Here is a 23,913-nt window from a genome sequence, read left to right as displayed (position 1 = left end):
CGAGACATACAAAATATCAAACTTTCAGGAGGTCTTTTACATGAATATATTACTCGTTTGTGCAGCAGGGATGTCAACAAGCTTACTCGTCACCAAGATGGAAAAAAGCGCGCAGGAACAAGGAAAAGAATATAAAATCTGGGCGGTGTCAGGCGATTCAGTCAACCAGCATATTGATAAAGCGGACGTATTGCTGCTTGGGCCTCAAGTCCGTTATTTGCTTCCGCAGCTGAAAAAATTGGGTGAATCAAAAGGAGTGCCGGTTGAAGTCATCAATACCGTCCATTACGGCACTTGCAACGGAGCGGAGGTTCTGAAATCAGCGGAACAGCTCGGAAACGCATCGTAGAAAGGGGCGGGCCGTGTGAATAAGGTGAACCAGTTTTTAGAAGAGAAAGTCATGCCCATTGCCGGAAAAATTGCCTCCCAGCGGCATCTGCAAGCATTGCGTGACGGAATCATCCTCACCATGCCGCTTATCATCATCGGTTCGTTTTTTCTGATCATCGGCAACCTGCCGATTCCGGGATATGCGGATTTCATGGCAAAGACGTTCGGAAGCGCCTGGTCTCAAAAACTGCAATATCCGGTTGATGCGACCTTTGAAATCATGGGCCTTGTCGCCGCTTTCGGAATCGCCTACCGCCTGGCCGAAAAATACGGGGTGGACGCATTATCGGCCGGTGCGATATCTTTGGCGGCGTTTCTCTTGGCAACGCCGTACAAAGTTCCGTTTCTGCCTTCCGGCGCCAAAGAGGAAATCATGGTGGGCGGCGGCATCCCGCTGTCTCTCATGGGAAGCAAAGGGCTGTTTGTCGCGATGATCATCGCCATGCTGTCGACGGAAATTTACCGCCTGATCATCCAGCGGAATTTCGTCTTCAAAATGCCGGACGGCGTGCCTCCCGCGGTCAGCAAATCATTTGTCGCTTTAATTCCCGGCTTTGCCGTCATCTTTCTGATCTGGGGTGCGCGTTTAATTGTCGAAGCGACGCCGTTTGAAAGCCTTCATAACATTGTAAGCGTTGTACTGGGGACGCCGCTCTCGATTCTTGGGGGAAGTCTCGGCGGAAGCCTGGTAGCCGAAGCGGTTCAAATGCTCTTGTGGGCGTGCGGATTACACGGGGCGAACATTGTCGGCGGCGTCATGGCGCCGATCTGGTTCGGAGCGATGGATGCCAACCGGATTGCGTTTCAGGCGGGCGATGCGCTGCCGAATATTTTCACCCAGCAGTTCTTTGAAATCTGGATCAACATCGGCGGAAGCGGCGCGACACTGGCGCTCGTGGTCACCATGTTTCTCCGTTCGCGAAGCAAGCAGATGAAGCAGCTTGGGAAACTCGCCATCGGGCCGGCTGTCTTTAATATTAATGAGCCGATTATTTTCGGAATGCCGATCGTCATGAACCCGATGCTTCTCATTCCGTTCATTATCACACCGCTTGTCACACTGGTCTTTACCTATATCGGCATGAGCACTGGCCTCGTCGCCAAACCTGCCGGCATTGCCGTCCCATGGACGATGCCGCCGATTTTCTCCGGCTATCTTGCCACGGGCGGAAAAATATCAGGGGCTGTCATGCAGGCGATTAATATCATCACAGCCTTTATCGTGTACTATCCGTTCTTCAGAATGTGGGATTCGCAAAAGCTGAAAGAAGAAAACGAACTTGAACAATCGCAGGCGCCAGCCGTACAGGGAGACGAAAAAGCCGTGCTGTAGAGAAAGGGAGTGAAACACATGAATGAAAAAATGGAACAGACCATTTTTCAGATCATCCTGCATGGCGGCAACGGAAGAAGCGCATCAATGGAAGCCATTGCCGCCGCAAAGCGGGGGGACAGAGCCATGGCCGAGGAAAAGCTTCAGGAAGCCGCAAGGGAACTGACAGAAGCCCATCATTACCAGACAGAATTGATCCAAAATGAAGCCGGCGGAGAAAAAACAGACATGACGCTTTTAATGGTGCATGCGCAAGATCATTTAATGAATGCCATGACCGTGAAAGACTTGGCCGTTGAGTTAGTCGAAATTTACGAAAAAGTGAGTCTGCAAGGGGGAGCAAAAATATGACAAAAGGAATTAAAATTGTAACAATCGGCGGAGGTTCAAGCTATACACCGGAGCTTGTGGAAGGCATCATTAAGCGCTATGAGGAACTGCCTGTCAGAGAATTATGGCTCGTCGACATTCCCGAAGGCGAGAAAAAACTCAATATCGTCGGCACGCTTGCAAAACGCATGGTCGAAAAAGCGGGCGTTCCGATAGAGATTCACCTGACGCTTGACCGGAGAGAAGCTTTGAAGGATGCTGATTTCGTAACGACTCAATTCCGCGTCGGTCTCCTTGAGGCCCGCGCCAAAGACGAACGGATTCCGTTAAAATACGGCGTAATCGGCCAGGAGACAAACGGTCCGGGCGGTTTATTCAAAGGGCTGCGCACCATCCCGGTTATTCTGGAAATCGCGAAAGACATCGAAGAGTTTTGCCCGAATGCATGGCTTGTGAATTTCACAAACCCTGCCGGCATGGTTACCGAGGCCTTGCTCCGCTACTCGAATCTCACAAAAGTCGTCGGCCTCTGCAATGTGCCGATCGGCATTAAAATGGGCGTCGCAAAAGCATTGGATGTGGATGTCAGCCGGATCGAAGTGCAGTTTGCCGGACTGAATCACATGGTCTTCGGATTAGATGTTTTCTTAGACGGCGTCAGTGTGAAAGATCAAGTCATCGAAGCGATGGGAGACCCGGAAAACGCCATGACGATGAAAAATATTTCCGGAGCGGAATGGGAGCCTGAATTCCTGAAGGCGCTCGATCTGATTCCTTGCGGCTACCACCGCTATTATTTCAAAACGAAAGAAATGCTCGAGCATGAAATAGAAGCGTCACAGACGGAGGGCACACGCGCCGAGGTCGTGCAGAAGGTTGAGAAAGAACTGTTCGAACTGTACAAAGATCCGAATCTCGCCATCAAACCGCCGCAGCTGGAAAAACGGGGCGGAGCGTACTACAGTGACGCGGCCTGCAACCTGATCAGCTCCATCTATAACGACAAACATGATATCCAGCCCGTCAATACGATAAACAACGGCGCGATCGCCAGCATTCCGAATGACTCAGCGGTCGAAGTGAACTGCGTCATGACGAAAGACGGTCCGAAACCGATCGCCGTCGGTGATCTGCCGGTGTCTGTCCGCGGACTCGTCCAGCAAATCAAATCATTTGAGCGCGTCGCCGCTGAAGCAGCCGTCACGGGAGATTATCAAACGGCGCTTCTTGCGATGACGATCAACCCTCTTGTCCCGTCAGACTCCGTGGCAAAGGCCATTCTGGATGAAATGCTTGAGGCCCACAAAGAACATCTGCCCCATTTCTTTAAGTCGATTGAAGCATAAGAGCAGTAAAAAAACCCGGATTCGCTTCCGGGTTTTTTGCTTATTTTGATTCGCTTAGTGAGGCGACTTTCGTCGTCCAGCCGAACACGTCGGCTTCCGCGCCTTTTTGAATGCCTGTAATGGTATCGTACAATTTCTTCGAGATCTCTCCGGTTTCACCGCTGCCGATGACAAGACTTTCATCATTCCAGATCAGTTCGCCGACCGGAGAAATGACCGCCGCCGTACCGGTTCCGAATGTTTCTTCCAATCGGCCGTCACGATGCGCCTGGATGATTTCATCGATCGAAATCTTCCGCTCAGACACAGTCAGTCCCCAATGTTTGAGAAGGGTGATGACGGAATTTCTCGTAATTCCTTCAAGAATGCTTCCGTTCAGCTCCGGCGTCACGATCTCGCCGCTGATTTTGAAGAAGATGTTCATGCTGCCGACTTCTTCGATGTATTTTTTCTCAATGCCGTCAAGCCATAGAACCTGGGAAAATCCCTTCTCTTCCGCAACCTGCTGCGCTTTCAGGCTTGATGCGTAGTTGCCGGCGGTTTTCGCGTTTCCGGTGCCGCCTTTGACGGCGCGCACGAATTCGTTTTCCACGGCGATTTTTACCGGTTTAATGCCTTCTTTGTAATAAGAGCCGACCGGGGAAAGAATGATAAACAGCTTGTACGTGTGGGATGCCGCTACACCGAGGAAAGGCTCAGTCGCAATAATAAACGGACGGATATAAAGGGAAGTGCCTTCCGCTTTCGGAATCCAGTCTTGGTCGATGGCTACGAGCTGTTTCAGGCCTTCAAGAACAAGCTCTTCATCAATGAGCGGGATGCAAAGGCGGTCATTTGACTGGTTCAGGCGCTCCATATTTTTCTCCGGTCTGAACAGAAGCACTTCCTGATCCTTCGTTACATACGCTTTAAGCCCTTCAAAAACGGTTTGGCCGTAATGATAAACCATGGCCGCAGGATCCATTGAGATGGACTGATAAGGGATAATTCTCGGATCATACCATCCTTGACCGGCGTCGTAATCCATAACAAACATATGGTCGGTGAAAATTCTGCCGAACGCAAGGTTATGGGGGTCCGGTTTCGGTTTTTTGGCTGAAGTCAATTCAACACGAATGTCTTGTTTCATAATGTTCTGTCTCCCTATTGGTGTTATTGTCAAACTTATTTGAAAATAATTTATATTCTATTGTATACCTTCAACAAATATTCGCAATAGTTTTCCTCAAATTTGTGAAAAAATCAAATCACATAAAAAGCAGGGGAGAGAATGCCCCCTGCGTGTTCGTTTTTACGTATTCTGTCATCACCGTGCTCAGTGAACCGTCACCTTGCCGGTTTTGTAAAACTGCTCCATTGCTTTATCGACGTACACCCAGCCCTTCCAGGCGATATGGATGGTGTCTTTCATAAAGTACGGATCATATTCGTGCCCGGATAAGTCGGCAACCTGAAAGCCCTTCGCTTTAATTTGCTTAGTGACTTTTTTGTAGTAATCAGTCCGGCCTTTTTTCGGGAAGCCGGTGTAGTCATACCATTTTCCGTTGACCGGAATAACCACGAACATCGGTTCAGCGCCGGCATCTTTCAGAATGTCCAGCATATCCTCAAAGTCGTGATATTCGACTGATTTGGCGTACGTTCTTCCTTTGTTGATTCCTTTCACTCTCTTTACTTTCTTCTTAATCTTTTTATAAGAAGCGTCATCGATATAGAAAGGATTGGACTTGGAGCTCCGTTCTCCTAATTGAGCGGCGGCTGTTTTTAACTCTGACCACGATTTCCCTTTCAGGTTTTCAGAGATCGTCCGTTCAGGGCCCTTGGTTTCTCCCATTGAATAATAAAGATCTTTTTTCTCAAGCAGAGAATAATAAGCTTTGGCAGCCGGCATGACCGCTTTCACTTTCCATGATTGTCCGTTGACCATTCCCTTGTATAATTCAGAAAGGACGGCATCATGCTGAACGACTTTAAAACGGAGCATGCGCTTCATCATGTTCTTTTTGACCGCGGGATCAATCTGGTTATTAAATGCTAAATCCAATGCCTGAAGTGATGAAAAATTCGGCGCAAAGTGCTGTTCATCAGAACCTTTTTTGATAAACCATTGCGGAGAAACAATGAATACCAGCTTTTTGCCCTTCAGCTGCTGATAATGCGCCGCAAAGTTCACGGCGTGTATCAAGGATTGGTCCCCGCCTTTTCCGACAAGATAAGGCGTAAAGCCTTGGTTGTTCACTTGGAAATAGTTGGACGGGTGAAACTCATCCAGTCTTGAAAGCTCGGAAGAACCGAAAATCGGCATATACTTCGAGTCTTCGAACATTTTGTTTTGCAGATAGAGCCCCTGGAACATATTCGGATTTAAGGCCGCCGCCGACTCTTCGACACGTTTTTCAGGAATGAAGCGCGTAAGCCATGAAGCCGGAACTGCGATAGCTCCGACAAACAGGACAAACGCTAAAATAATTGGTCCAAAGAAACGCTTTTTCATTTACTTCAACTCAGTCAGTTTGTTTACAATGTTGTTTGGCGTATTCCACTCGTCACGGTCAAATTCAGTGATCGGCACTGTAATGCCGAAGCGGTTTTCGATGGCGACCAGCAGTTCTACTGTTCCGAAAGAATCAAGCAGTCCTTCTTCAAAGATTTCAATATCAGGATTTTCTTTCACAGCGTCCTCCTGACAAACTTCAGCTAATACGTCTAATACTTCCTGTTTAAATTCCATGTGTTTTCAATCTCCTTTAGTGATGAAATGGTTTTCCTGAGAAAATATAAAATCCGAAACATACGAAATGGAATGTGATGACGATGGCTAAAAAGGCCGTAAAACGATTGGCAGGCAGCCACTTGTATTTCTTATTCCATTTCTCAAAAAAGTTATACCCGGTCATTAATACGGCGTGGTACAGGCCGTATACAATATATTGCAGGGCGAGTCCGTGCCAGACGCCCATCAGCATGAACAGCAGGAAATACCCGATGTTCGAGACGGCCATCCGGTTCTTTATCCATTTTTTCTTTGTCATCCAGAATACAAAGCGCATAAATACGTAGTCTCTGAACCAGAAGGATAAGGACATGTGCCAGCGGTTCCAGAAGTCTTTAATGTTTTTGCTGATAAACGGCTTATTAAAGTTTTCCGGAGATTTGATACCCATGATATAGCTTACACCGACGGCAAACATCGTGTAACCCGCAAAATCAAAAAACAGGTACAAGCTGTATCCGTACATGTACAGCACATTACCCCACAGTTTGCTGTGGGTGATATGAGACAGATTCATAATGAAATACGTGTTAATCGCATATCCGATAATGAATTTGTACAAGAAACCGATAAAAATTTTATGAATGCCAGTATACAGTAAATCAGCGTATTCTCCCTTTGTCCATACTTTCTGTTCGTCCTTGGCAAATCTGCGGTATCTGTCGATCGGACCGGAAGAAATGGTCGGGAAAAACATAATAAAGTACAAAAGGCGGTGAAGCGGCATTTTTTCTTTAATCAGTCCGTCTCTCGTTTCCATGATCAGCTGGACGCCTTTAAATGTCAAATAAGAAATTCCTAAGAAACTGATCAGGTTATGAACCGGATGATGAGGCGCCGGCGGGAAGAAAAACGGCCATAATTTAGATAAAAACAGGGGTAAAATGGACGCGATCACGGCCATACTGAAGACAAAGCCGCTGTTGGCTTTCAGTCTGTAAGCGAGATAACCCCTGATTAAAAGCACCTGCCACAGCGTAAAGATACATAGTGCGATCACGCCGTGCAGATCATGCGCGAAAATCAAAGCCAATACGATGATGGATATAAACATGTTGTATCCTTGGAATCTCTTGCCGTTCAGCCCTAAAATAATCGTCGGCAAAAGAAGGATTCCAAGTAAGATAAAGAAGAAAAACGAGCTGTAAGGCGTCATACAAGAACCTCTTCGCCAATGCGTTTACGGTCGATTTTTCCGTTCGCAGTCATTTGAATGTGATCCTGATAAATGAATTTTCTCGGGATCATGTAGGCCGGAAGCGAAGCGGCCAGTTCTTTCTTAATGGCGCTTGTCAGCTGGAATTCTTTTTCAAAATCATGTTTTTCAGGCACGATGGCGGCAATTAAATATTCGACTGGTCCGTTAGGCTGATACGGGATGACAACCGCCGTGCGCACATATTGAGACTGCCTTACATGTACTTCGATTTCCTCCAGCTCCATGCGGTAGCCGTGAAGCTTAATCTGGAAATCAAGGCGTCCTTGGCAGAAAATCTGACCATCCTGAACATAACCGGCATCACCCGTGTGATATGCCCACTGGCCGTCAATTGAGAAAAACGCTTTTTCAGTCAGAGACGGTTCACCGAGATAGCCTTTGCTCACGCTCGGGCCGGCGATGATGATTTCCCCTTTTTCTCCGTCCGGAAGCTTATTCCCGTTTTCATCCATGATGAAGATATTCATATCGGGTTTTGCAAAACCGACGGGCAGGGATTCATTTTCATCGATGATCTGCTGCGTGATTTCAACGGAGGTGACGGCAACCGTTGTTTCAGTCGGGCCGTATGTATTGAATACGCGGGCCTTCGGAAAACGGTTTAACAGTTCCTGTGCCACGGCAGCCGGAAGCGCTTCTCCGCAAAACATAAATACTTCTGCCTCAGGCAGGAGCTCCTGCGTAAAGCCGGGGTCCATCAGACACATTTGGACGAAAGACGGCGTCGATGTCCAGACGTTCAGTTTGGATTTCTCCAGCTCTTCAAATAGTACTTTCGGTTTATTGATTTTGTCTTTCGTTACGCAGTGCAGCGTACCTCCCGTTTGAAGCGACGGGAAAATGTCCATGACAGATAAATCAAAAGAAAACGGAGCTTGGTTTAAGAATGTCTTCCCCCCGCCCGCAGGAAAATCCCTGCAGATCCAGTCAGTGAAGCTTTGCAGGTTATCAGCCGATATCTGTACGCCCTTCGGATTTCCCGTGCTGCCGGACGTGTAAATAATATAAAACGTATCCAGCTCTTTTACCCAGTTCTCACGGCTGAGGTCTGCATCTCCGTCAGCTGCAAGCTCTTCGGGCGTAACGGTTTTAATCAGATTGCTTCCCGTATCGACTGCATCGCCCGATACGCTGATAAGCAGCTCTGCGCCTGAGCTTTCAATGATTTTGACGATCCGCTCCGCCGGAATGGAAACATCGACAGGGATGTAAGGGCGGCCCGCTTTGACGCTTCCCAAGAAAGAAACGATCATATTCGGCTCCATATGTCCGTAAACCAGGACAGGCGCTTTCGAACCGTCAGCTGTATGTTTTTGAATGCCGGACGCAACCCGCTCCGACAAATCCCATAATTCCCCGTAAGTGAGGGAATGATCTAAGGAACGAAACGCTATGGCCTGCGGCTTGGCGTCTGCGTATGTTTTTATAGCATCAAGTAGTTTCATAGTTATCCTCCCCGATTAGAAATCGTTGTAAATATAAGTGCCGGTATTCGCTGTATGAAATCCATACATCCAAAAGAGCAATACTAATATCAGAAAATAAAAGCCCGTATGAAACGTCCATTTGATCAATGTATTTTCATAAGCACGTTTTAATTTTTGCATCATATTCAAAATTCCTTCCCCGCGTATTCAATAATTACACCAGTATATGACGATTAGATTAACAAAAAGTTTCAAAATATGTCTAATATCCTAAGCTTAAAATTTCCTTAAAAATGAATGAGAAACAAAAGGATGGAAAACACGCATGTATAAATTGGAAAATGATCATACTAAAAAAGCACTGTTCAGGCGGGATTTTTAACTTATCGTAAATATAAACGAGGTAAAAAAATTTTGGCGGCTTTTTCTTAAGCAGGCTTGTGCCGAACCCCAATGGAGAAGGGCGAAAAGCCGTTTCCGGCAGGATAGCTGATAAAGCGCCGCATCTTGTGAAATGAGGAAGAAATTATTATGATAGATAAGGTAGCAGAAAACGTGAAAACCCCAATTCAACACTACTGTTATCGGCTGACTGTGAAAGCCTTTTAATAGAAAGGAAGAGGAAAATGAATCAAAACAATATGGGGGGCAGCCAAAAGACGCCCGAGAAAGAAAGCATGGGCCGCATTTTGTGGCAGCTAACCCGCCCTCATACATTGACGGCATCGTTTGTGCCCGTGCTTCTCGGCACCGTATTGGCGATGTTTTACGTAAAGGTTGATTTCCTGCTGTTTTTGGCCATGCTGTTTTCCTGCCTTTGGATCCAGATCGCCACGAACTTATTCAATGAATATTACGATTTTAAACGCGGTTTAGATACGGAGGATTCCGTCGGTATCGGCGGAGCGATCGTCCGCCACGGCATGAAGCCGAAAACAATTCTGCAGCTGGCGCTCGGCTCTTATGCGATTGCCCTCGTGCTCGGTGTTTATATCTGCATGAGCAGCAGCTGGTGGCTTGCGGCTATCGGCCTTGCCGGCATGCTGATCGGCTATCTGTATACGGGCGGCCCGCTGCCGATTGCGTATACACCGTTCGGGGAACTGTTCTCCGGCATTTGCATGGGCTCTGTATTTGTCCTTATTTCTTTCTTCATTCAGACAGGCAGAATTAATGAGCAGAGCATTTTGATTTCCATCCCGATCGCCATCCTGGTCGGAGCGATTAACCTGTCCAACAATATTCGTGATATTGAGGAAGATAAAAAAGGCGGACGTAAAACGCTGGCCATTTTGATGGGGCATAGAGGGGCCGTCATGATACTGGCCGCATCTTTTGCCATCGCTTACATCTGGATCGTCGGTCTTGTCATCATGGGTTACACAAGCCCGTGGCTGTTCCTGGTCTTTTTGAGCGTGCCGAAACCCGTTCAGGCCGTGAAAGGCTTTGTGAAAAACGAAATGCCGATGAACATGATTATTGCGATGAAATCAACGGCGCAAACCAATACATTCTTCGGATTCCTGCTTTCAATCGGACTCCTGATCAGTTATTTCCGCTGATCAAATGAAAGGGCAAATGCCATAACCGGCATTTGCTTTTTTTTATGACATAATCTTCACGATATTGTAAAGAACCTGACCGCGGACTGACCCGTCTCATATATGGACAGCAAAGCAAGGAGATGAAAAAAATGGACTTGTCAACAGCCCATATGGATGATTTAAAAACGGTCATGGAAGATTGGAAAAATGAATTATTAGTTTATAAATTCGCTTTAGATGAGCTGGATACGAAGTTTTCTATCATCAGCCAGGAATATAATCTGATTCACGGGCATAACCCGATCGAGCATACAAAATCACGCGTGAAGAGTTTTGAAAGCATCGTCAATAAACTGATGCGCAAAGGCTGCGATGTGACGACGCAGGAAATGAAAGAGCATATTCATGATATCGCAGGTGTCAGGATTATCTGTTCCTTTATTTCCGATATTTATAATGTCGCTGAGGTTCTGAAGCAGCATAAGGACCTGAAGATCGTAAAGGTGAAGGATTATATCAAACATCCGAAGCCGAACGGCTACCGCAGTCTGCATTTGATTATTGAAATTCCCGTTTATTTGACGAATCGTGTGGAATATGTGAAGGCGGAAATTCAAATCCGCACCATCGCCATGGATTTTTGGGCGAGCCTTGAACATAAAATTTATTACAAATTAAATAACGAAGTCCCAAAGCATCTGACCGACGAGCTGAAGGAAGCGGCGGACATCGCCCATTATTTAGACGAAAAGATGCTTGGGATTAAGAAAGAAGTCGATTAAACGATTGACCCGTCACAACCAGCCGGACCGCTTTTATACGCAGTCCGGCTGGTTGTTTTTATGTTTACGCGTTTTTGCTTTCCCGCACGATGTATTCTGACGATGATTCAGGCTGAAATTCTGATTGAATTTGAACAGAGAATGCAATAGATATCAAATCGCAAACAGCACATTCCCGCAGAAAAAATGTGTAAGATCGAGGTTTACTTTTTTAAAAAAGGGAAAGACATTTGTACAACAAAAAGGGAGATGAATATCAGTGGGAAAGAATGAAACAATGCATATCGTATCATGTGCCGATGATAATTATGCTCGTCATTTGGGTGGGATGTTCGCTTCTTTATTGATGAATATGGATAAAACAAGGAATGCCAAATTATATGTGATCGACGGCGGAATTACTGCCGAAAACAAGGACAAGCTTGAACAGACCGCGATGTCATTCGGGACGCCGCTTGAATTTTTAGAAGTGGATGCTGATCAATACAAGCATGCAGTCGAAAGCAGCCACATTACAAAAGCGGCTTATTACCGCATTTCTATCCCTGATTTAATTAAGGATGAGTCCGTAAAGCGGATGATTTACATCGATTGCGATGCAATTGTGATGGAAGATATTTCGGTTTTATGGGACTTGGATATTTCCCCGGCAATAGTTGCGGCGGTAGAAGATGCCGGACAGCATGAAAGACTGAAAAAAATGAATATCAGCGACACTGCCAAGTATTTTAATTCCGGTATTATGATTATAGATTTCGAACCTTGGAGAAAACAGAATATTTCTAAAAAAGTGATTGATTTTATCAATGATAACAGCTCGGAGGATTTTCTCGTGTTTCATGATCAGGACGCGCTTAACGCGATTTTATATGATCAATGGCATGAACTGCATCCGCGCTGGAACGCGCAGACGCATATTATCATGAATGAGAAAACGCCTCCTGAACTGATCGACCGTATACGTTACAGAGAAACACGTGCCGAACCGGCCATCGTCCATTTCTGCGGCGGGGACAAGCCTTGGAATACAGGCACTTCGCACCCGTATCGTGATCATTATTTCCGATATATGTCCTTTACGAAATGGAACACGATTGACCGCCCGGCCATGAACCAATAGGCAGGTGTGATGAAAACGCTTGTGAAGCCGTTGACCGGCTCACAAGCGTTTTTTTATTATTTCACCCGAATCGCACGCACGCGTTTTTGCAGGCTGGTCTTTTCGGCAGACGGCTTCAATCGGCTGACTGCCGTTTGCGCCGCTGATTTTGCTTTTTTCGTCTTGGTTTTTTCCGCCGTTTTTACTTTGTCCCTTGCCTGCTGCCGGTTGAGTTTATCTTTTATCCGGCCAAGCCGTTTTTCCAGAGCGGTTTTTTCTTTTCCCGGCTGGATTTCGCTGACTGCTTTTTGGGCTTTTGCGGTGTTGGCTTCAGAGGTCTTTTTTTCCGCCTGCTTGACGCTGGCCTCAGCTGTTCTCAAAAGGCTTGAGTTGACAGCGTTCAGCCGCTTTTGCAGCCCTTTTTTCTCTGAACCGGCCGGTAATTTGCGGATGGCGCTTTGTGCGGCGTGGACGGCGGTTTTTTTCTTTTGTTTTTCGGCAGTCCGGACTTTGTCTCTTGCGTCCGTTACATTTCTTTCCGTCTGAACTTTATTGATCCGCGCCTCGAGAGCGGTTTTTCCTTTTGACTTGGACAGTTTGCTGACTGCCGTTTTTGCTTCATTGATATCTGCTTGCTTTTTCGTTTTTTCCGCTTTTATTACGGCCCGTTCGGCAAAGCTCTTTTGCTTTGTGTGATATTGCGCCAGTCCGTACCCGAATCGGCTGTCACGTCCGGGAGCGCCCAGATCTTTGACGTTTTGCTGCATCTGCTGCCGGAGCTGTGTATTTGTTTCCTCCGGATATTTCTGCCTGAGCAGCGCGAACATGCCGGTGACGTGCGGCGCGGCTTGAGATGTGCCGTCAGCCGTGGCGTACATTTGATTCAGATATGTGCTCGTAATATTTGTGCCGGGTGCGGCAAATTCAATTTGTTTTCCGGTCGTGGAAAAAGACGCGAGCCCGTTTTTTTCAGTTGACGCTGAGACTGCCGTTACGCTGCTGTAGGCGCCCGGATAATTGACGGGTTTTTTGTTGCCGTCGTTTCCTGCGGCGGCTACGATCACGATTCCTTTTTTGTAAGCTTTGTCAACGGCGTCGTGAAGACTTTTGCTGTCTGCGTTTGTCCCGAGGCTCATATTGATGATGTCCATTTTATTGGCGATCGACCAGTCGATCGCTTTAAGAAGGCTTTTAAGATCTCCCGCACCTTTTCTGTCTAATGCTTTAACCGCGTATAACCGGACATCCGGCGCGATGCCGTCAATGCCGTATCCGTCATGTTTGGCCGCAATGATTCCGGCGACATGCGTCCCGTGTCCGTTGTCATCTTTGTATGAGGAAGTATAACTGACTGCGGAATAGCCTCCGGCAATGGAAAGGTCATCATGAGGGTAAATGCCGCTGTCAATGACAGCCACTTTCACCTTTTTCCCCGTCAAGCCTTCTTTCCACGCCTGCTTGACCTGAGTCGGTTCTATATCCCATTGCGGCAGCGCATAACTGCTGCTTTGGGCCGCTGATAACGGGCGGATATCAGAACCGCCTGCTGCCTGAAAGGATACATTGTCTTCTACATATAAGATGTCACGGTCCTGCTTCAGGTCTTTCACCGTTTGTGAATCGGCTGATACGGCGACTGCCGGGAGATGCTGATAGGTCTGTTCCACATCCGCTCCGCTGTCTATGGCGGATTCCTTGCCGTTTTGATTTTTGTACACCACGATAACGTCCCGGTCGTGCGTCTCGGCGTGCGCGGGCGCCGCGGCGGAGAACAGGCTGACGCACAAGGCCGCGGCCATTATCGGTTTCAGGGTGTGATACATTGCGATTCCCCCTTTTTCTTTATATATCGGCAGTGCGGAATTCTTTTTTTCCTGAGGGATAAGGAAAATTTCTGTATGCAAATGTAAGCGTTTCCAAAATATGATGGAGAAAATGCTTTAAGACATCTGCGCAATGAACTCAAAAAGGGGGTTTTTGATAAATGAGTACGTTCAATCGGGTCATGGAAGAAAAAATCATGCCAGTCGCCGGAAAAGTCGCCGGCCAAAGGCACTTAAGAGCTTTGCGGGACGGCATTATTTTGACTATGCCGCTTATCATTATCGGATCGGTTTTTCTGATTCTGACGAGTCTTCCGATTCCCGGTTATGCCGATTTTATGGCTGGTCTTTTCGGTGAAAATTGGGTTGAAAAGCTCGGGTATCCCGTGAATGCGTCCTTTGACATTATGGCGCTTGTCGCCGCCTTTGGGATTGCTTACCGGCTTGCGGAAAGCTATGAGGTGGATGCCCTGTCGTCGGGAGCCATTGCCCTTGCCGCCTTTTTATTGGCGACGCCGTATCAGATTCCGTTTATCCCTGACGGCTCGTCAACAGAGATTATGGTGGGAGGCGGCATTCCGATTTCGCTGCTCGGAAGCAAAGGTCTGTTTGTCGCGATGATCATTGCAATGCTGTCTACGGAAGTGTACCGGTTTATTATACAAAGAAATATCGTCATTAAGATGCCTGACGGAGTGCCGCCTGCGGTCAGCAAATCGTTCGTTGCGCTCATCCCCGGTTTCATTATTATTACGCTTGTATGGCTGGCCCGTCTGTTTATTGAAATGACTCCTTTTAAAAGCCTCCACAATGTCGTAGGCGATTTGCTGGGCACCCCGCTGTCTATTTTGGGCGGGAGTCTCGGCGGAAGTCTTATCGCCGAATTCGTGCAAATGCTGCTTTGGTCGTGCGGCATACACGGCGCGTCCATAATCGGCGGCGTCATGTCGCCGATCTGGTACGGGGCGATGGACGCCAACCGTTTGGCTTTTCAGGCGGGAGAAGCGCTGCCGAGCATTTTTACGACACAGTTCTTTCAAATATGGATTAATGTCGGCGGAAGCGGAGCGACGCTTGCCCTTGTGCTGACCATGCTTGTGCGATCCAGAAGCAAACAGATGAAACAGCTCGGCCGTCTCGGCATCGGGCCCGCGATTTTTAACATTAACGAACCGATTATTTTCGGGATGCCGCTCGTCATGAATCCGCTGTTAATCGTGCCTTTTATTGTTGCGCCGCTCTTGACCATTACGGCGACGTACATCGGGATGAGCACGGGGATGGTGGCAAAACCGGCGGGAATCGCCGTGCCGTGGACGATGCCGCCGCTGATTTCCGGTTATTTGGCGACGGGCGGGAAAATCTCCGGTTCGGTCATGCAGCTGATCAATCTCCTGATTACATTTATCATTTATTATCCGTTTTTCCGAATTTGGGATCTTCAAAAATGGAGAGAGGAACGGGCGGCGGAACAAAACGTCACAGAAGAAACATAAAAAAAACGGGCGCTTTCGCCCGTTTTTTTAACGCTGGAAAAATTCGATCCATTCGCCGTCAGGTCCTTCAATGTAAAAGTAGCGGTACCCGTTCGGAAGTGTCGTGATTTCTTCATCAATAAATACGGCGCCCTGACGCTTCGCATGCGTGAACTCCGCTGCGATATCTTCAGTCAATAAAGCGACATGGTGCACTTTTCCTTCTGCGGGAAGCTCGCTGCTGTAGCCCTGGATCAGCTCAATTTCTGTCTCCGGCCCTTCTTGAAAACCGAGAAAGGCAAGTTCAATAATGCCGTTCGTATGAGTGATACGATCCTTTAACTGCATACCGAGAACGTCTTGGTAAAAGGCGATGGATGTTTCAATATCTTTGACCATAATGCCTGTATGGTCGATTCTTTTGGCTGTCATGGTTTTCCCCCTGTTTTGAATTTTTCGGGACAATGCGGTGTTGATCATGTTTTATGGTACGATAAGAGAAAGCAAAACGAAAGAGGAATGCACAATGAAGCTACTTACAGTGAAAGATACATTTGCCGGAAAGCTGAAAAAAGGATTCCCCCTGATTGAAAAAGACGCTCTGTCCGGAAGCTCGGCTCATTTAACAGAGGGCGATCTTTTTGATGTGACATCCGAGAAGGGTGAGTTTATCGGAAAAGGCTATTACGGTTTGCAGAATAAAGGAGTCGGCTGGGTGCTGTCCCGCGCGAAAGATGAACGGATCGACGGACGTTTCTTTCTGGACAAGCTGAAAAAAGCGGCTGAAGCAAGAGCTCATCTGTTTAAGGCGCCCGATACGACGGCGTTCCGGCTTTTCAACGGTGAGGGCGACGGCATCGGCGGCGTCACGATTGACTTTTATGACGGTTATCTGCTGATTCAATGGTACAGTAAAGGCATTTACGCTTATAAGGACAGCATGATTGAGGCGATTGACGGACTGGAGCTTTCTTATAAAGCGATCTATGAAAAGAAACGATTCGATACTGCCGGGCAATACGTGGAAGACGACGATTTTGTCAAAGGCGAAAGAGGAGATTTTCCGGTCATTGTTCAAGAAAACGGCATACGGTATGCGGTGGATTTAAACGATGGGGCGATGACGGGCATTTTCTTAGACCAGCGTCATGTACGCAAAGCGATTCGGGACAAGTATGCAAACGGCAGACGGGTGCTGAATACGTTCTCTTATACGGGGGCATTTTCCGTCGCGGCGGCGCTTGGCGGAGCTGAGAAAACGACCAGCGTCGATGTCGCCAACCGCAGTCTCGCAAAAACGATTGAACAGTTCAGCGCCAACGGAATTGATTATGAGGCGCATGACATTAAAGTCATGGATGTTTTCAAATACTTCGGCTATGCGGAGAAAAAAGGGCTGGCGTTTGACCTCATCATCCTTGATCCGCCTTCTTTCGCCCGCACAAAAAAACGGACGTTCAGCGCGGCGAAAGATTATAAAAACCTGCTGAAGGAAACGATCGCCATCACCGCAAAAAACGGCATCATCGTCGCTTCGACAAACAGCAGCGCCTTCAATATGAAGAAATTTAAAGGTTTTATAGAGACCGCCTTTAAAGAAACAAATGAGCGTTACGACATTTTGGAAGAATACACGCTTCCGGAAGATTTCAAAACGTTTCCCGCGTTTAAAGAAGGGAACTATTTGAAGGTTGTTTTCTTGCGGAAAAAATAGGATGATCATTTATAGCGTGGAAAGAGGGGAAAAGAAAACCCTCTTCCATCGCTCTAATCCGGGATAAATAATCTTTATATCTTACTGTTTAAAGAAAAAACCCGCTATTACTTAGTATCTCATCTGTGCCGAGTAAAGTGGCCTCACTAATCCCTCCGCCCAATTGTATCCTCGATAATGATTTTAATGGGTGCCACCCTTTTTTTGATGATCTATATAAATTGTAATGGCCTCACTCATGAGCTTCGCCAACCCTTCACCATACCGGTCGATGTTCTTAGTGAAGCGTTCATCTTCAATATAGAGTTGACCTAATCCGTAAAAGGCATCAAAAGAATATTCACCAAAATTTTCATTGAGAAAATCAAACCACTCTTTGATAGCGGTTTGTACGTCTGGGGACTCGGGAGATTGGTTAATAAGGAGTGCAAATTTATTGAACATTGCAGTCCACTTATCAGATAAATCTTTTTGTTCACCATCAGTCATGTTTTTCAATCTAATATTTACCTTATCGACAGGTTGATCACCCCACCGTTTGCGGGCTTCTTGCTCATAAAAATTATGATTGAAGTTCATTCCCTCAAACCGCTCTTTGTTCGTCATGCAAATCTCTCCCATCATATGTTTGATTGATTTATCGATGGTTTCAATCATCTTATCGACTCTATTCCGTTTCTCAATCAACATTTTCTTTTGTAAAATGAATGCTTCCCTTCGGTTAAATGAAGGATTAGTAATGATTTCTTTAATCTCTTTTAAGGAGAAATCGAGCTCCTTGAAAAATAGTATCTGCTGCAGCTGTTCAAGATTCTCTTCAGAATAAAGCCGATAACCGGAATCGGTCGTTTCTTGAGGAGTCAATAATCCGATTTGATCGTAATGATGGAGAGTGCGTATGCTTACTCCAATCAGTTCAGCTACTTCTTTTACTTTCATACCCATCACGTTTGCCGCCTCCTTAATGGCTACTCTAAAGTATTACGCAACGTAAGAGTCAATAGTTGGTTAAAAATTTTTTGTATATAAAGGGAGAACATATGAGGATTTCATTGCTGAAATTAAAGAAAAAAAGCCGGGCGTGAAGCTCCGGCTTTTTTCTATTCAATAATGTGCTGCACCCGGCCGATTCGCCCGTCTTCAAGGCGGACCTTAATGCCGCGCGGGTGGAAGCTTGAGTTCGTCAAAATATCCTTGACGATTCCTCTTGTCAGCTTTCCTGAACGCTGATCGGCTTTCAGGACGATATCGACTTCAAGTCCTTTTCTGATGCTGCTTCGCTGCTGGCCGTTCATATGACACATCCGTTCTTCAGTCTTTTCACTTCATGTCTTATCATATCGTGTTTTCGTATTTTTATGAAGGACAGACAAATCAATTCTTCATGGCAACTAAAAAAAGACCGCTCTGTAAGGAGCAGTCTTTTATGACATAAACGAAAGCAAAATCGGGGCCGCGCACAGTGTCATAATCGCGGCGAGGATCATCGACACGCTTGAGATCGTTCCTGATACGGAGCTGAGCTCAAATGCTTTAGATGTTCCCGCTCCGTGCGCGCTAGTTCCGAGCAGCACGCCCCGGGCAATTTCGTTATCAATGCGGAAATAGCGGATGACCATCGGCCCGATGATCGTTCCCAATAAAGCCGTTAAAATGACGAAAACCGCTGTAACGGCCGGCATCCCGCCGATCATTTCTGAAACGTTCATGGCAATCGGCGTCGTCACGGATCGCGGCACGAGACTGTCGACTAAGCTGCTGCCGAGATGGAACCATTTTGCGATAAAGGCTGTTGACAGAATGGCGATACATGAACCGACCGCTACGTTCAAAATAATTTCCACGGCGTATTTCTTTAAAATCGGGAAATATTTATAAAGCGGGATGGCGAACGCCACTGTTGCCGGCTGAAGCATATCGGTCAGCAGTCCGCCGCCGAGATTGTATGTCTGATACGGGACATTGACAAGAAGCAGCAGGACGACCAAAACAGCGGGCGTAATCAGAAGCGGCGACGTATACACCCGCGGAAAACGAATGTAGAGTTTTTTCGCGCCCAAATACACTAAGACAGTTAAGAATAAACTTATGATTCCGATGAACACGTTTGTTTTTTCTCCTTTCTTTTTGCTATCAGCTGTGTAAGCGTACCTGTTGAAACCATCACGACAAATGTGCTGATGACGACGACAAGTAAAATGCTTACGCCGAATTTAGACATAATATCTCCGTATTCAATCACTCCGACGGCAGACGGGATGAAAAACAGCAGCAGCTCACCGAGGAGCCATGCTGCGCCAAGCTCAATCCATTCAAGTTTGATAATCTTGAAGTGCAATAATGTGAAAAGAATCACAATCCCGATTATACTGCCGGGAATATTTATATGAAGAGCCGCCGTGACCCAATTGATCAGACGCGCAAATATAAACAGCAGAGCGATTTGAATAACGGTAAGCAGCAATTTTTTCATAATGATGCCTCCCTTATATTTATATTGTACAGAAGGTTTTGCTATAGGTAAAATACATATAAAGAATAATATGTATTCCTTTTGTCTATAGAAAGGATGAAATGTAATGGATATACGGCACTTAACGTATTTCTTGGAAGTGGCCCGTTTGAAAAGCTTTACGAAGGCTTCGCAGTCGCTGTATGTTTCACAGCCGACAATCTCAAAAATGATTAAAAACCTGGAGACGGAGCTCGGCATTAAGCTGTTTTATCGCAATGGCCGGCAAGTTGAACTGACTGACGCCGGGCAGAGCATGTATGTGCAGGCGCAGGAAATCACAAAGTCATTCCAAAACCTGACGTCAGAGCTGAACGATATTATGGAAGTGAAGAAAGGGCACGTCCGCATCGGTCTTCCGCCGATGATCGGGTCCGGCTTTTTCCCGAGAGTGCTCGGTGACTTCCGCGTCACATACCCCGATGTGACGTTTCAGCTTGTTGAGGACGGCTCTATTAAAGTGCAGCAAGGGGTGGAGGACGGCTCGCTTGATATCGGGGTCGTCGTCCTTCCCGCGAATGAAGAGATTTTTCATACCTTCACAATCGTCAAGGAAACCCTTATGCTCGTCGTGCATCCGTCACATCGGCTCGCTGACGAGAAAGAATGCAGTCTTCATGAATTGAAAGAAGAGCCGTTCATATTTTTCAGGGAGGATTTTGTCCTTCATAATCGAATTATGACGGAATGCGTGAAAGCCGGATTCAGGCCGCACGTCATTTATGAAACGTCACAGTGGGACTTTATCAGCGAAATGGTATCCGCCAATCTCGGTATCGGCCTGCTGCCGGAAAGAATCTGCCGCGGTCTTGATCCTGACAAAGTCAGAACCATTCCGCTCGTTCATCCGGTCATTCCGTGGCATTTAGCCATCATTTGGCGGAAAGACCGCTATATGTCCTTTGCCGCCAGAGCCTGGCTGGAGCATACGAAATCGTATTTATGGAATCCGAAAAAGAGAAAAAAGGATGATTAAGCATGGACGCACAAACCGCAGCTCAACACTTGAGTAAAGTGCGGGATCAAAACCCGCTCGTTCACAGTATCACCAATAATGTCGTCACGAACTTCACCGCTAACGGACTGCTCGCGCTCGGCGCATCGCCCGTTATGGCTTATGCAATTGAGGAGGCCGCCGACATGGCGAAAATCGCCGGAGCGCTCGTCCTGAATATAGGCACCCTCAGCTCGGCGTCGGTTGAAGCTATGATCGCAGCCGGAAAATCGGCCAATGAAAACGGTGTTCCGGTCATTTTTGATCCGGTAGGCGCCGGCGCCACGCCGTTTCGGACGGCATCAGCCCGCAAGATCATACAGGAGGTCCGCTTGTCCGTCATTCGCGGAAATGCCGCGGAAATCGCCAATATTGCCGGCGCCCCTGATTGGAAGATAAAAGGCGTGGATGCGGGGGAAGCCGGAGGAGATGCGGTTCAGCTCGCTAAGACGGCTGCAAGCAGGCTGAAGACGGTCATTGCGATTACCGGAAAAACCGACGTCATCTCCGACGGCACCGACACATACGCCGTACATAACGGTGATAAACTGCTGACGAAGGTGACGGGGGCGGGATGCCTGCTGACGTCTGTAATCGGGGCCTTCTGCGCAGCGGGGCAGGACGTTCTGCAAGCGGCCGTTTCAGCCGTTTCTGTATACGGAAGCGCCGCTCAGCTTGCCGCTTTGGACACCTCCCATAAGGGGCCGGGCAGCTTCCAGATTGAGCTTTTAAACAAGCTGGCAAGCATCTCAGAACAAGAAGCGGCCGAGCTTGCCGCAATTGAAAGGGTGATAGAAAAATGACGCGTATTTCTCGGGAAATGATGAAGGATATGTTATCGGTTTATTTTATTATGGGATCAAACAATACAAGCGCAGACCCGGTTTCCGTGGTGAAAAAAGCAATTGAGGGCGGCGCTACGCTTTTTCAATTTCGGGAAAAGGGGAGCGGTTCTTTAACAGGGGATGAACGTGTCCTGTTCGCGAAGCGGGTGCAGGATGTCTGCAGGCAGGCCGGGATTCCTTTCATCATTAATGATGATGTCGAATTGGCCTTGCGCCTTGAGGCGGACGGAGTGCATATCGGACAGGATGACGCAGACGCCGAAGAAACGAGAGCGGCAATCGGCGATATGATTCTCGGTGTGTCAGCACATAACGTCTCCGAGGTGAAGCGGGCGGAAGAAGCCGGAGCCGATTACGTCGGAATGGGCCCGGTCTATCCGACCGAAACAAAAAAAGATGCTGAAGCCGTGCAGGGCGTTACATTGATTGAAGAGGTACGGCGTCAGGGCATCACCATTCCGATTGTAGGAATCGGCGGCATTACGGCTGACAACGCGGCGCCCGTCATTGAAGCGGGTGCAGACGGCGTCAGCATGATCAGCGCCATCAGCCAAGCCGAAGATCCAAAAGCGGCGGCGCGGAAGTTTTCAGAGGAAATTCGGCGCTCCAAAGCAGGGCTGTCCCGATAGGGCGGCCCTTTTTCTGTGTGTGCAAAAAGGCAGTGACGGACTTGGAGAATATAAGCCGTATGTCAAGAACAGAGCAATCAGCTTGCAATATCGACCGAAGCGTTTGACGGCTCTATCGCTTCTCTCAAAGTGACGCCTGAACCAATCACCGCCGGCGCCGAAGGCTCAAAAGCCCTCTATAAAACAGTGAATAGCGCGCAGTGAGAGATCATTTCGAGGTCACGGAAAAACTTAATGCGGAATTCAGCGAATTTGAAGTTTTGATGTCGAAATACAAAACGTGCGATCAATGTTTACGTCTTGTGATACATTAAGTACAGATCAAATCAGAGAGATAAGCACGAAGCTGACGGCCCTTTCTGAAACCATGTCGAAGATTGCCGATGTGCTTTAAAAGGAGTTAAGACACAGCATGAGCGATGAACATAACAAGGAAAAACAGATCCACAGACGGGATGTCCTGAAGTGGGGCGCCGTCGCGGGCGCAGCCGTCGCTGTCGGAGCGAGCGGCCTCGGAGGACTCGCGCCGCTCTTCAAACCGGCGGCCACCGCTTCAAAGAAGAATGATGAAAAACATGATCGTGATCAAATCGTTCCTTTTTACGGAAAGCACCAAGCAGGAATCACAACAATGCATCAGACGTATGTGTATTTTGCAGCGCTTGATGTCATGTCAAGCGACAAAGCCGATGTCATCTCCCTTTTCAAACAATGGACAAGCTTGACGCAGCTGCTGACTTCAGGCGCCGTCCCGTCAGGCGAACAGAAAAATAAATATATGCCTCCGCAGGATACCGGGGAGTCGCAGGATCTGGCACCGGCGAATTTGACCGTTACCTTCGGCTTTGGCCCCGGGTTTTTCGAGAAAGACGGGAAGGACCGCTTCGGACTGAAAGATAAAAAACCGAAGCACCTCGCCGATATTCCCCCGATGCCTAACGACAAGCTCGATAAGAAACAAGGCGGCGGTGATATCGTCATACAGGTCTGCGCGGATAATGAACAAACGGCGTTTCACGCGGTGCGCAACCTGATGAAACAGGCATCGGGTGTGTGTGAAGTCCGCTTTCTCAATAAAGGTTTCTTAAGCGGCGGAAAAAACGGAGAAACACCGCGCAACCTCTTCGGATTCAAAGACGGCACCGGCAACCAAAGCACGAAGGATGAAAACCTGATGAATTCGATCGTTTGGGTTCAATCAGGAGAGCCGGACTGGATGACGGGCGGCACGTACATGGCGTTTAGGAAAATTAAGATGTTTTTAGATATATGGGACCGTTCATCCTTGAAGGAACAAGAGGACACGTTCGGGCGGGTGAAAAGCTCGGGCGCGCCTTTCGGACAAAAAAAGGAAACCGATCCCGTGAAGCTGAATCAAATTCCCGCCGACTCGCATGTCAGCATGGCAAAATCAACCGGCAGACAGATTCTGCGCCGGGCATTTTCCTATACGGACGGAATTGATCCGAAGACGGGCTATGTTGACGCAGGCCTGCTGTTTATCTGCTTTCAAAAAGACCCGGACCGCCAATTTGTCCCGATGCTGAAGGCTTTGGCGGCAAAGGATGCGCTGAATGAATACACACAAACGATCGGCTCTTCCTTATTCGCCTGTCCCGGGGGCTGTAAAAAAGGAGAATATATCGCCCAAAGGCTGCTGGAATCGTGACACCTTCCA

General features: G+C 47.6%; 25 protein-coding genes and 1 pseudogene. 14 read left to right on the top strand and 12 right to left on the bottom strand.

What is annotated here, in order from left to right; translation table 11 throughout:
• Positions 1 to 40 precede the first annotated feature (40 nt).
• The 4 genes from licB to licH are packed head-to-tail and all read left to right on the top strand — an operon-like array spanning position 41 to position 3,399.
• Entirely contained in the window at positions 41 to 349 is a 309-nt protein-coding gene (licB, locus tag VP472_RS18860; RefSeq protein WP_003150863.1) for a PTS lichenan transporter subunit IIB, read from the top strand.
• Positions 350 to 364: 15 nt separating this feature from the next.
• Positions 365 to 1,723, top strand: coding sequence for a PTS cellobiose transporter subunit IIC (gene celB, locus VP472_RS18855; protein ID WP_039253354.1), 1,359 nt, complete (start codon positions 365 to 367; stop codon positions 1,721 to 1,723).
• An 18-nt stretch (positions 1,724 to 1,741) separates the two neighbouring features.
• Positions 1,742 to 2,074, top strand: a complete 333-nt coding sequence (licA, locus tag VP472_RS18850) for a PTS lichenan transporter subunit IIA (protein WP_146275805.1) — start codon at positions 1,742 to 1,744, stop codon at positions 2,072 to 2,074.
• A complete protein-coding gene (gene licH / locus VP472_RS18845; RefSeq protein WP_146275803.1) occupies positions 2,071 to 3,399 on the top strand; it encodes a 6-phospho-beta-glucosidase LicH in 1,329 nt (442 codons plus the stop codon). Before licA ends, licH begins: the two co-directional genes overlap by 4 nt.
• A gap of 40 nt (positions 3,400 to 3,439) precedes the next feature.
• On the opposite strand, the gene VP472_RS18840 is transcribed toward licH, so the two are convergent.
• The 6 genes from VP472_RS18840 to VP472_RS18815 all read right to left on the bottom strand — a co-directional run bounded on the left by VP472_RS18840 (position 3,440) and on the right by VP472_RS18815 (position 9,001).
• Positions 3,440 to 4,531, bottom strand: a complete 1,092-nt coding sequence (locus VP472_RS18840; protein WP_025853645.1) for a branched-chain amino acid aminotransferase — start codon at positions 4,529 to 4,531, stop codon at positions 3,440 to 3,442.
• 183 nt (positions 4,532 to 4,714) lie between these two features.
• On the bottom strand, positions 4,715 to 5,893 hold the full coding sequence (gene dltD / locus VP472_RS18835; protein WP_015387523.1) for a D-alanyl-lipoteichoic acid biosynthesis protein DltD: 1,179 nt from the start codon (positions 5,891 to 5,893) through the stop codon (positions 4,715 to 4,717).
• Positions 5,894 to 6,130, bottom strand: a complete 237-nt coding sequence (dltC, locus tag VP472_RS18830) for a D-alanine--poly(phosphoribitol) ligase subunit 2 (protein ID WP_003150875.1) — start codon at positions 6,128 to 6,130, stop codon at positions 5,894 to 5,896. It lies immediately after the preceding gene.
• A 16-nt stretch (positions 6,131 to 6,146) separates the two neighbouring features.
• Positions 6,147 to 7,328 carry a D-alanyl-lipoteichoic acid biosynthesis protein DltB gene (dltB, locus tag VP472_RS18825; RefSeq protein WP_012118762.1) on the bottom strand — a complete coding sequence of 394 codons (1,182 nt, stop codon included), beginning with the start codon at positions 7,326 to 7,328 and terminating at the stop codon, positions 6,147 to 6,149.
• Positions 7,325 to 8,836 (bottom strand): D-alanine--poly(phosphoribitol) ligase subunit DltA, encoded by a 1,512-nt coding sequence (gene dltA, locus VP472_RS18820; protein ID WP_146275801.1) that lies wholly within the window; start codon positions 8,834 to 8,836, stop codon positions 7,325 to 7,327. The genes dltB and dltA overlap by 4 nt, the downstream gene beginning before the upstream one ends.
• A gap of 15 nt (positions 8,837 to 8,851) precedes the next feature.
• Entirely contained in the window at positions 8,852 to 9,001 is a 150-nt protein-coding gene (locus VP472_RS18815; RefSeq protein WP_003150882.1) for a teichoic acid D-Ala incorporation-associated protein DltX, read from the bottom strand.
• A gap of 443 nt (positions 9,002 to 9,444) precedes the next feature.
• Here VP472_RS18815 and VP472_RS18810 point away from each other — a divergent pair, with 443 nt between their 5' ends.
• The 3 genes from VP472_RS18810 to VP472_RS18800 all read left to right on the top strand — a co-directional run bounded on the left by VP472_RS18810 (position 9,445) and on the right by VP472_RS18800 (position 12,264).
• The gene (locus VP472_RS18810; protein WP_003150884.1) at positions 9,445 to 10,380 is read left to right on the top strand and encodes a 1,4-dihydroxy-2-naphthoate polyprenyltransferase; all 936 of its coding nucleotides are present in this window, start codon (positions 9,445 to 9,447) and stop codon (positions 10,378 to 10,380) included.
• A 131-nt stretch (positions 10,381 to 10,511) separates the two neighbouring features.
• Positions 10,512 to 11,144, top strand: a complete 633-nt coding sequence (locus tag VP472_RS18805) for a GTP pyrophosphokinase YwaC (RefSeq protein ID WP_007407732.1) — start codon at positions 10,512 to 10,514, stop codon at positions 11,142 to 11,144.
• A gap of 259 nt (positions 11,145 to 11,403) precedes the next feature.
• Entirely contained in the window at positions 11,404 to 12,264 is an 861-nt protein-coding gene (locus VP472_RS18800; RefSeq protein WP_003150888.1) for a glycosyltransferase family 8 protein, read from the top strand.
• 56 nt (positions 12,265 to 12,320) lie between these two features.
• Here VP472_RS18800 and VP472_RS18795 read toward each other — a convergent pair whose 3' ends face one another.
• On the bottom strand, positions 12,321 to 14,066 hold the full coding sequence (locus VP472_RS18795; RefSeq protein WP_146275797.1) for a S8 family peptidase: 1,746 nt from the start codon (positions 14,064 to 14,066) through the stop codon (positions 12,321 to 12,323).
• 161 nt (positions 14,067 to 14,227) lie between these two features.
• Here VP472_RS18795 and celB (VP472_RS18790) point away from each other — a divergent pair, with 161 nt between their 5' ends.
• Positions 14,228 to 15,562, top strand: a complete 1,335-nt coding sequence (gene celB / locus VP472_RS18790; RefSeq protein WP_094247389.1) for a PTS cellobiose transporter subunit IIC — start codon at positions 14,228 to 14,230, stop codon at positions 15,560 to 15,562.
• Between the two features lie 27 nt (positions 15,563 to 15,589).
• Here the strand turns inward: celB (VP472_RS18790) and VP472_RS18785 are convergent, their stop codons facing one another.
• Complete coding sequence (locus VP472_RS18785) at positions 15,590 to 15,973, bottom strand: glyoxalase GlxA (RefSeq protein ID WP_003150894.1); 384 nt, start codon at positions 15,971 to 15,973, stop codon at positions 15,590 to 15,592.
• 94 nt (positions 15,974 to 16,067) lie between these two features.
• Between VP472_RS18785 and VP472_RS18780 the strand changes: the two genes are divergently transcribed.
• Positions 16,068 to 17,255, top strand: coding sequence for a class I SAM-dependent rRNA methyltransferase (locus VP472_RS18780; protein WP_146275795.1), 1,188 nt, complete (start codon positions 16,068 to 16,070; stop codon positions 17,253 to 17,255).
• A 183-nt stretch (positions 17,256 to 17,438) separates the two neighbouring features.
• Here the strand turns inward: VP472_RS18780 and VP472_RS18775 are convergent, their stop codons facing one another.
• From VP472_RS18775 to VP472_RS18760, 4 genes are all read right to left on the bottom strand, one after another.
• Entirely contained in the window at positions 17,439 to 18,200 is a 762-nt protein-coding gene (locus VP472_RS18775; RefSeq protein WP_146277426.1) for a MerR family transcriptional regulator, read from the bottom strand.
• Positions 18,201 to 18,355: 155 nt separating this feature from the next.
• Complete coding sequence (locus VP472_RS18770) at positions 18,356 to 18,550, bottom strand: YwbE family protein (protein ID WP_003150901.1); 195 nt, start codon at positions 18,548 to 18,550, stop codon at positions 18,356 to 18,358.
• Positions 18,551 to 18,679: 129 nt separating this feature from the next.
• On the bottom strand, positions 18,680 to 19,360 hold the full coding sequence (locus tag VP472_RS18765) for a CidB/LrgB family autolysis modulator (RefSeq protein ID WP_012118753.1): 681 nt from the start codon (positions 19,358 to 19,360) through the stop codon (positions 18,680 to 18,682).
• Positions 19,342 to 19,728 carry a CidA/LrgA family holin-like protein gene (locus VP472_RS18760; RefSeq protein WP_007407725.1) on the bottom strand — a complete coding sequence of 129 codons (387 nt, stop codon included), beginning with the start codon at positions 19,726 to 19,728 and terminating at the stop codon, positions 19,342 to 19,344. Before VP472_RS18760 ends, VP472_RS18765 begins: the two co-directional genes overlap by 19 nt.
• 106 nt (positions 19,729 to 19,834) lie before the next feature.
• Between VP472_RS18760 and cidR the strand changes: the two genes are divergently transcribed.
• The 5 genes and pseudogenes from cidR to efeB all read left to right on the top strand — a co-directional run bounded on the left by cidR (position 19,835) and on the right by efeB (position 23,904).
• Positions 19,835 to 20,743, top strand: a complete 909-nt coding sequence (gene cidR, locus VP472_RS18755; protein ID WP_003150908.1) for a cidABC operon transcriptional activator CidR — start codon at positions 19,835 to 19,837, stop codon at positions 20,741 to 20,743.
• Positions 20,744 to 20,745: 2 nt separating this feature from the next.
• Positions 20,746 to 21,564 carry a hydroxyethylthiazole kinase gene (thiM, locus tag VP472_RS18750; protein ID WP_063636530.1) on the top strand — a complete coding sequence of 273 codons (819 nt, stop codon included), beginning with the start codon at positions 20,746 to 20,748 and terminating at the stop codon, positions 21,562 to 21,564.
• Positions 21,561 to 22,235 carry a thiamine phosphate synthase gene (gene thiE / locus VP472_RS18745; RefSeq protein ID WP_003150910.1) on the top strand — a complete coding sequence of 225 codons (675 nt, stop codon included), beginning with the start codon at positions 21,561 to 21,563 and terminating at the stop codon, positions 22,233 to 22,235. The genes thiM and thiE overlap by 4 nt, the downstream gene beginning before the upstream one ends.
• A gap of 72 nt (positions 22,236 to 22,307) precedes the next feature.
• Positions 22,308 to 22,629, top strand: a pseudogene (locus VP472_RS18740) (Efem/EfeO family lipoprotein); the annotation flags it as partial.
• 18 nt (positions 22,630 to 22,647) lie between these two features.
• The gene (gene efeB, locus VP472_RS18735) at positions 22,648 to 23,904 is read left to right on the top strand and encodes an iron uptake transporter deferrochelatase/peroxidase subunit (RefSeq protein WP_146275793.1); all 1,257 of its coding nucleotides are present in this window, start codon (positions 22,648 to 22,650) and stop codon (positions 23,902 to 23,904) included.
• Positions 23,905 to 23,913 lie beyond the last annotated feature (9 nt).

This window comes from Bacillus sp. MT(2024) (assembly GCF_036362845.1).
Taxonomy (GTDB): domain Bacteria; phylum Bacillota; class Bacilli; order Bacillales; family Bacillaceae; genus Bacillus; species Bacillus velezensis.
This window is presented reverse-complemented; position numbering and strand designations above follow the sequence as displayed.

Coding starts and splice junctions, on each gene's coding strand:
- licB (WP_003150863.1), top strand. CDS start 41: ATGAATATATTACTCGTTTGTGCAGCAGGGATGTCAACAAGCTTACTC.
- licA (WP_146275805.1), top strand. CDS start 1,742: ATGAATGAAAAAATGGAACAGACCATTTTTCAGATCATCCTGCATGGC.
- licH (WP_146275803.1), top strand. CDS start 2,071: ATGACAAAAGGAATTAAAATTGTAACAATCGGCGGAGGTTCAAGCTAT.
- dltD (WP_015387523.1), bottom strand. CDS start 5,893: ATGAAAAAGCGTTTCTTTGGACCAATTATTTTAGCGTTTGTCCTGTTT.
- dltC (WP_003150875.1), bottom strand. CDS start 6,130: ATGGAATTTAAACAGGAAGTATTAGACGTATTAGCTGAAGTTTGTCAG.
- dltB (WP_012118762.1), bottom strand. CDS start 7,328: ATGACGCCTTACAGCTCGTTTTTCTTCTTTATCTTACTTGGAATCCTT.
- dltA (WP_146275801.1), bottom strand. CDS start 8,836: ATGAAACTACTTGATGCTATAAAAACATACGCAGACGCCAAGCCGCAG.
- VP472_RS18815 (WP_003150882.1), bottom strand. CDS start 9,001: ATGATGCAAAAATTAAAACGTGCTTATGAAAATACATTGATCAAATGG.
- VP472_RS18810 (WP_003150884.1), top strand. CDS start 9,445: ATGAATCAAAACAATATGGGGGGCAGCCAAAAGACGCCCGAGAAAGAA.
- VP472_RS18805 (WP_007407732.1), top strand. CDS start 10,512: ATGGACTTGTCAACAGCCCATATGGATGATTTAAAAACGGTCATGGAA.
- VP472_RS18795 (WP_146275797.1), bottom strand. CDS start 14,066: ATGTATCACACCCTGAAACCGATAATGGCCGCGGCCTTGTGCGTCAGC.
- celB (WP_094247389.1), top strand. CDS start 14,228: ATGAGTACGTTCAATCGGGTCATGGAAGAAAAAATCATGCCAGTCGCC.
- VP472_RS18785 (WP_003150894.1), bottom strand. CDS start 15,973: ATGACAGCCAAAAGAATCGACCATACAGGCATTATGGTCAAAGATATT.
- VP472_RS18780 (WP_146275795.1), top strand. CDS start 16,068: ATGAAGCTACTTACAGTGAAAGATACATTTGCCGGAAAGCTGAAAAAA.
- VP472_RS18775 (WP_146277426.1), bottom strand. CDS start 18,200: ATGGGTATGAAAGTAAAAGAAGTAGCTGAACTGATTGGAGTAAGCATA.
- VP472_RS18770 (WP_003150901.1), bottom strand. CDS start 18,550: ATGAACGGCCAGCAGCGAAGCAGCATCAGAAAAGGACTTGAAGTCGAT.
- VP472_RS18760 (WP_007407725.1), bottom strand. CDS start 19,728: ATGAAAAAATTGCTGCTTACCGTTATTCAAATCGCTCTGCTGTTTATA.
- cidR (WP_003150908.1), top strand. CDS start 19,835: ATGGATATACGGCACTTAACGTATTTCTTGGAAGTGGCCCGTTTGAAA.
- thiM (WP_063636530.1), top strand. CDS start 20,746: ATGGACGCACAAACCGCAGCTCAACACTTGAGTAAAGTGCGGGATCAA.
- thiE (WP_003150910.1), top strand. CDS start 21,561: ATGACGCGTATTTCTCGGGAAATGATGAAGGATATGTTATCGGTTTAT.
- efeB (WP_146275793.1), top strand. CDS start 22,648: ATGAGCGATGAACATAACAAGGAAAAACAGATCCACAGACGGGATGTC.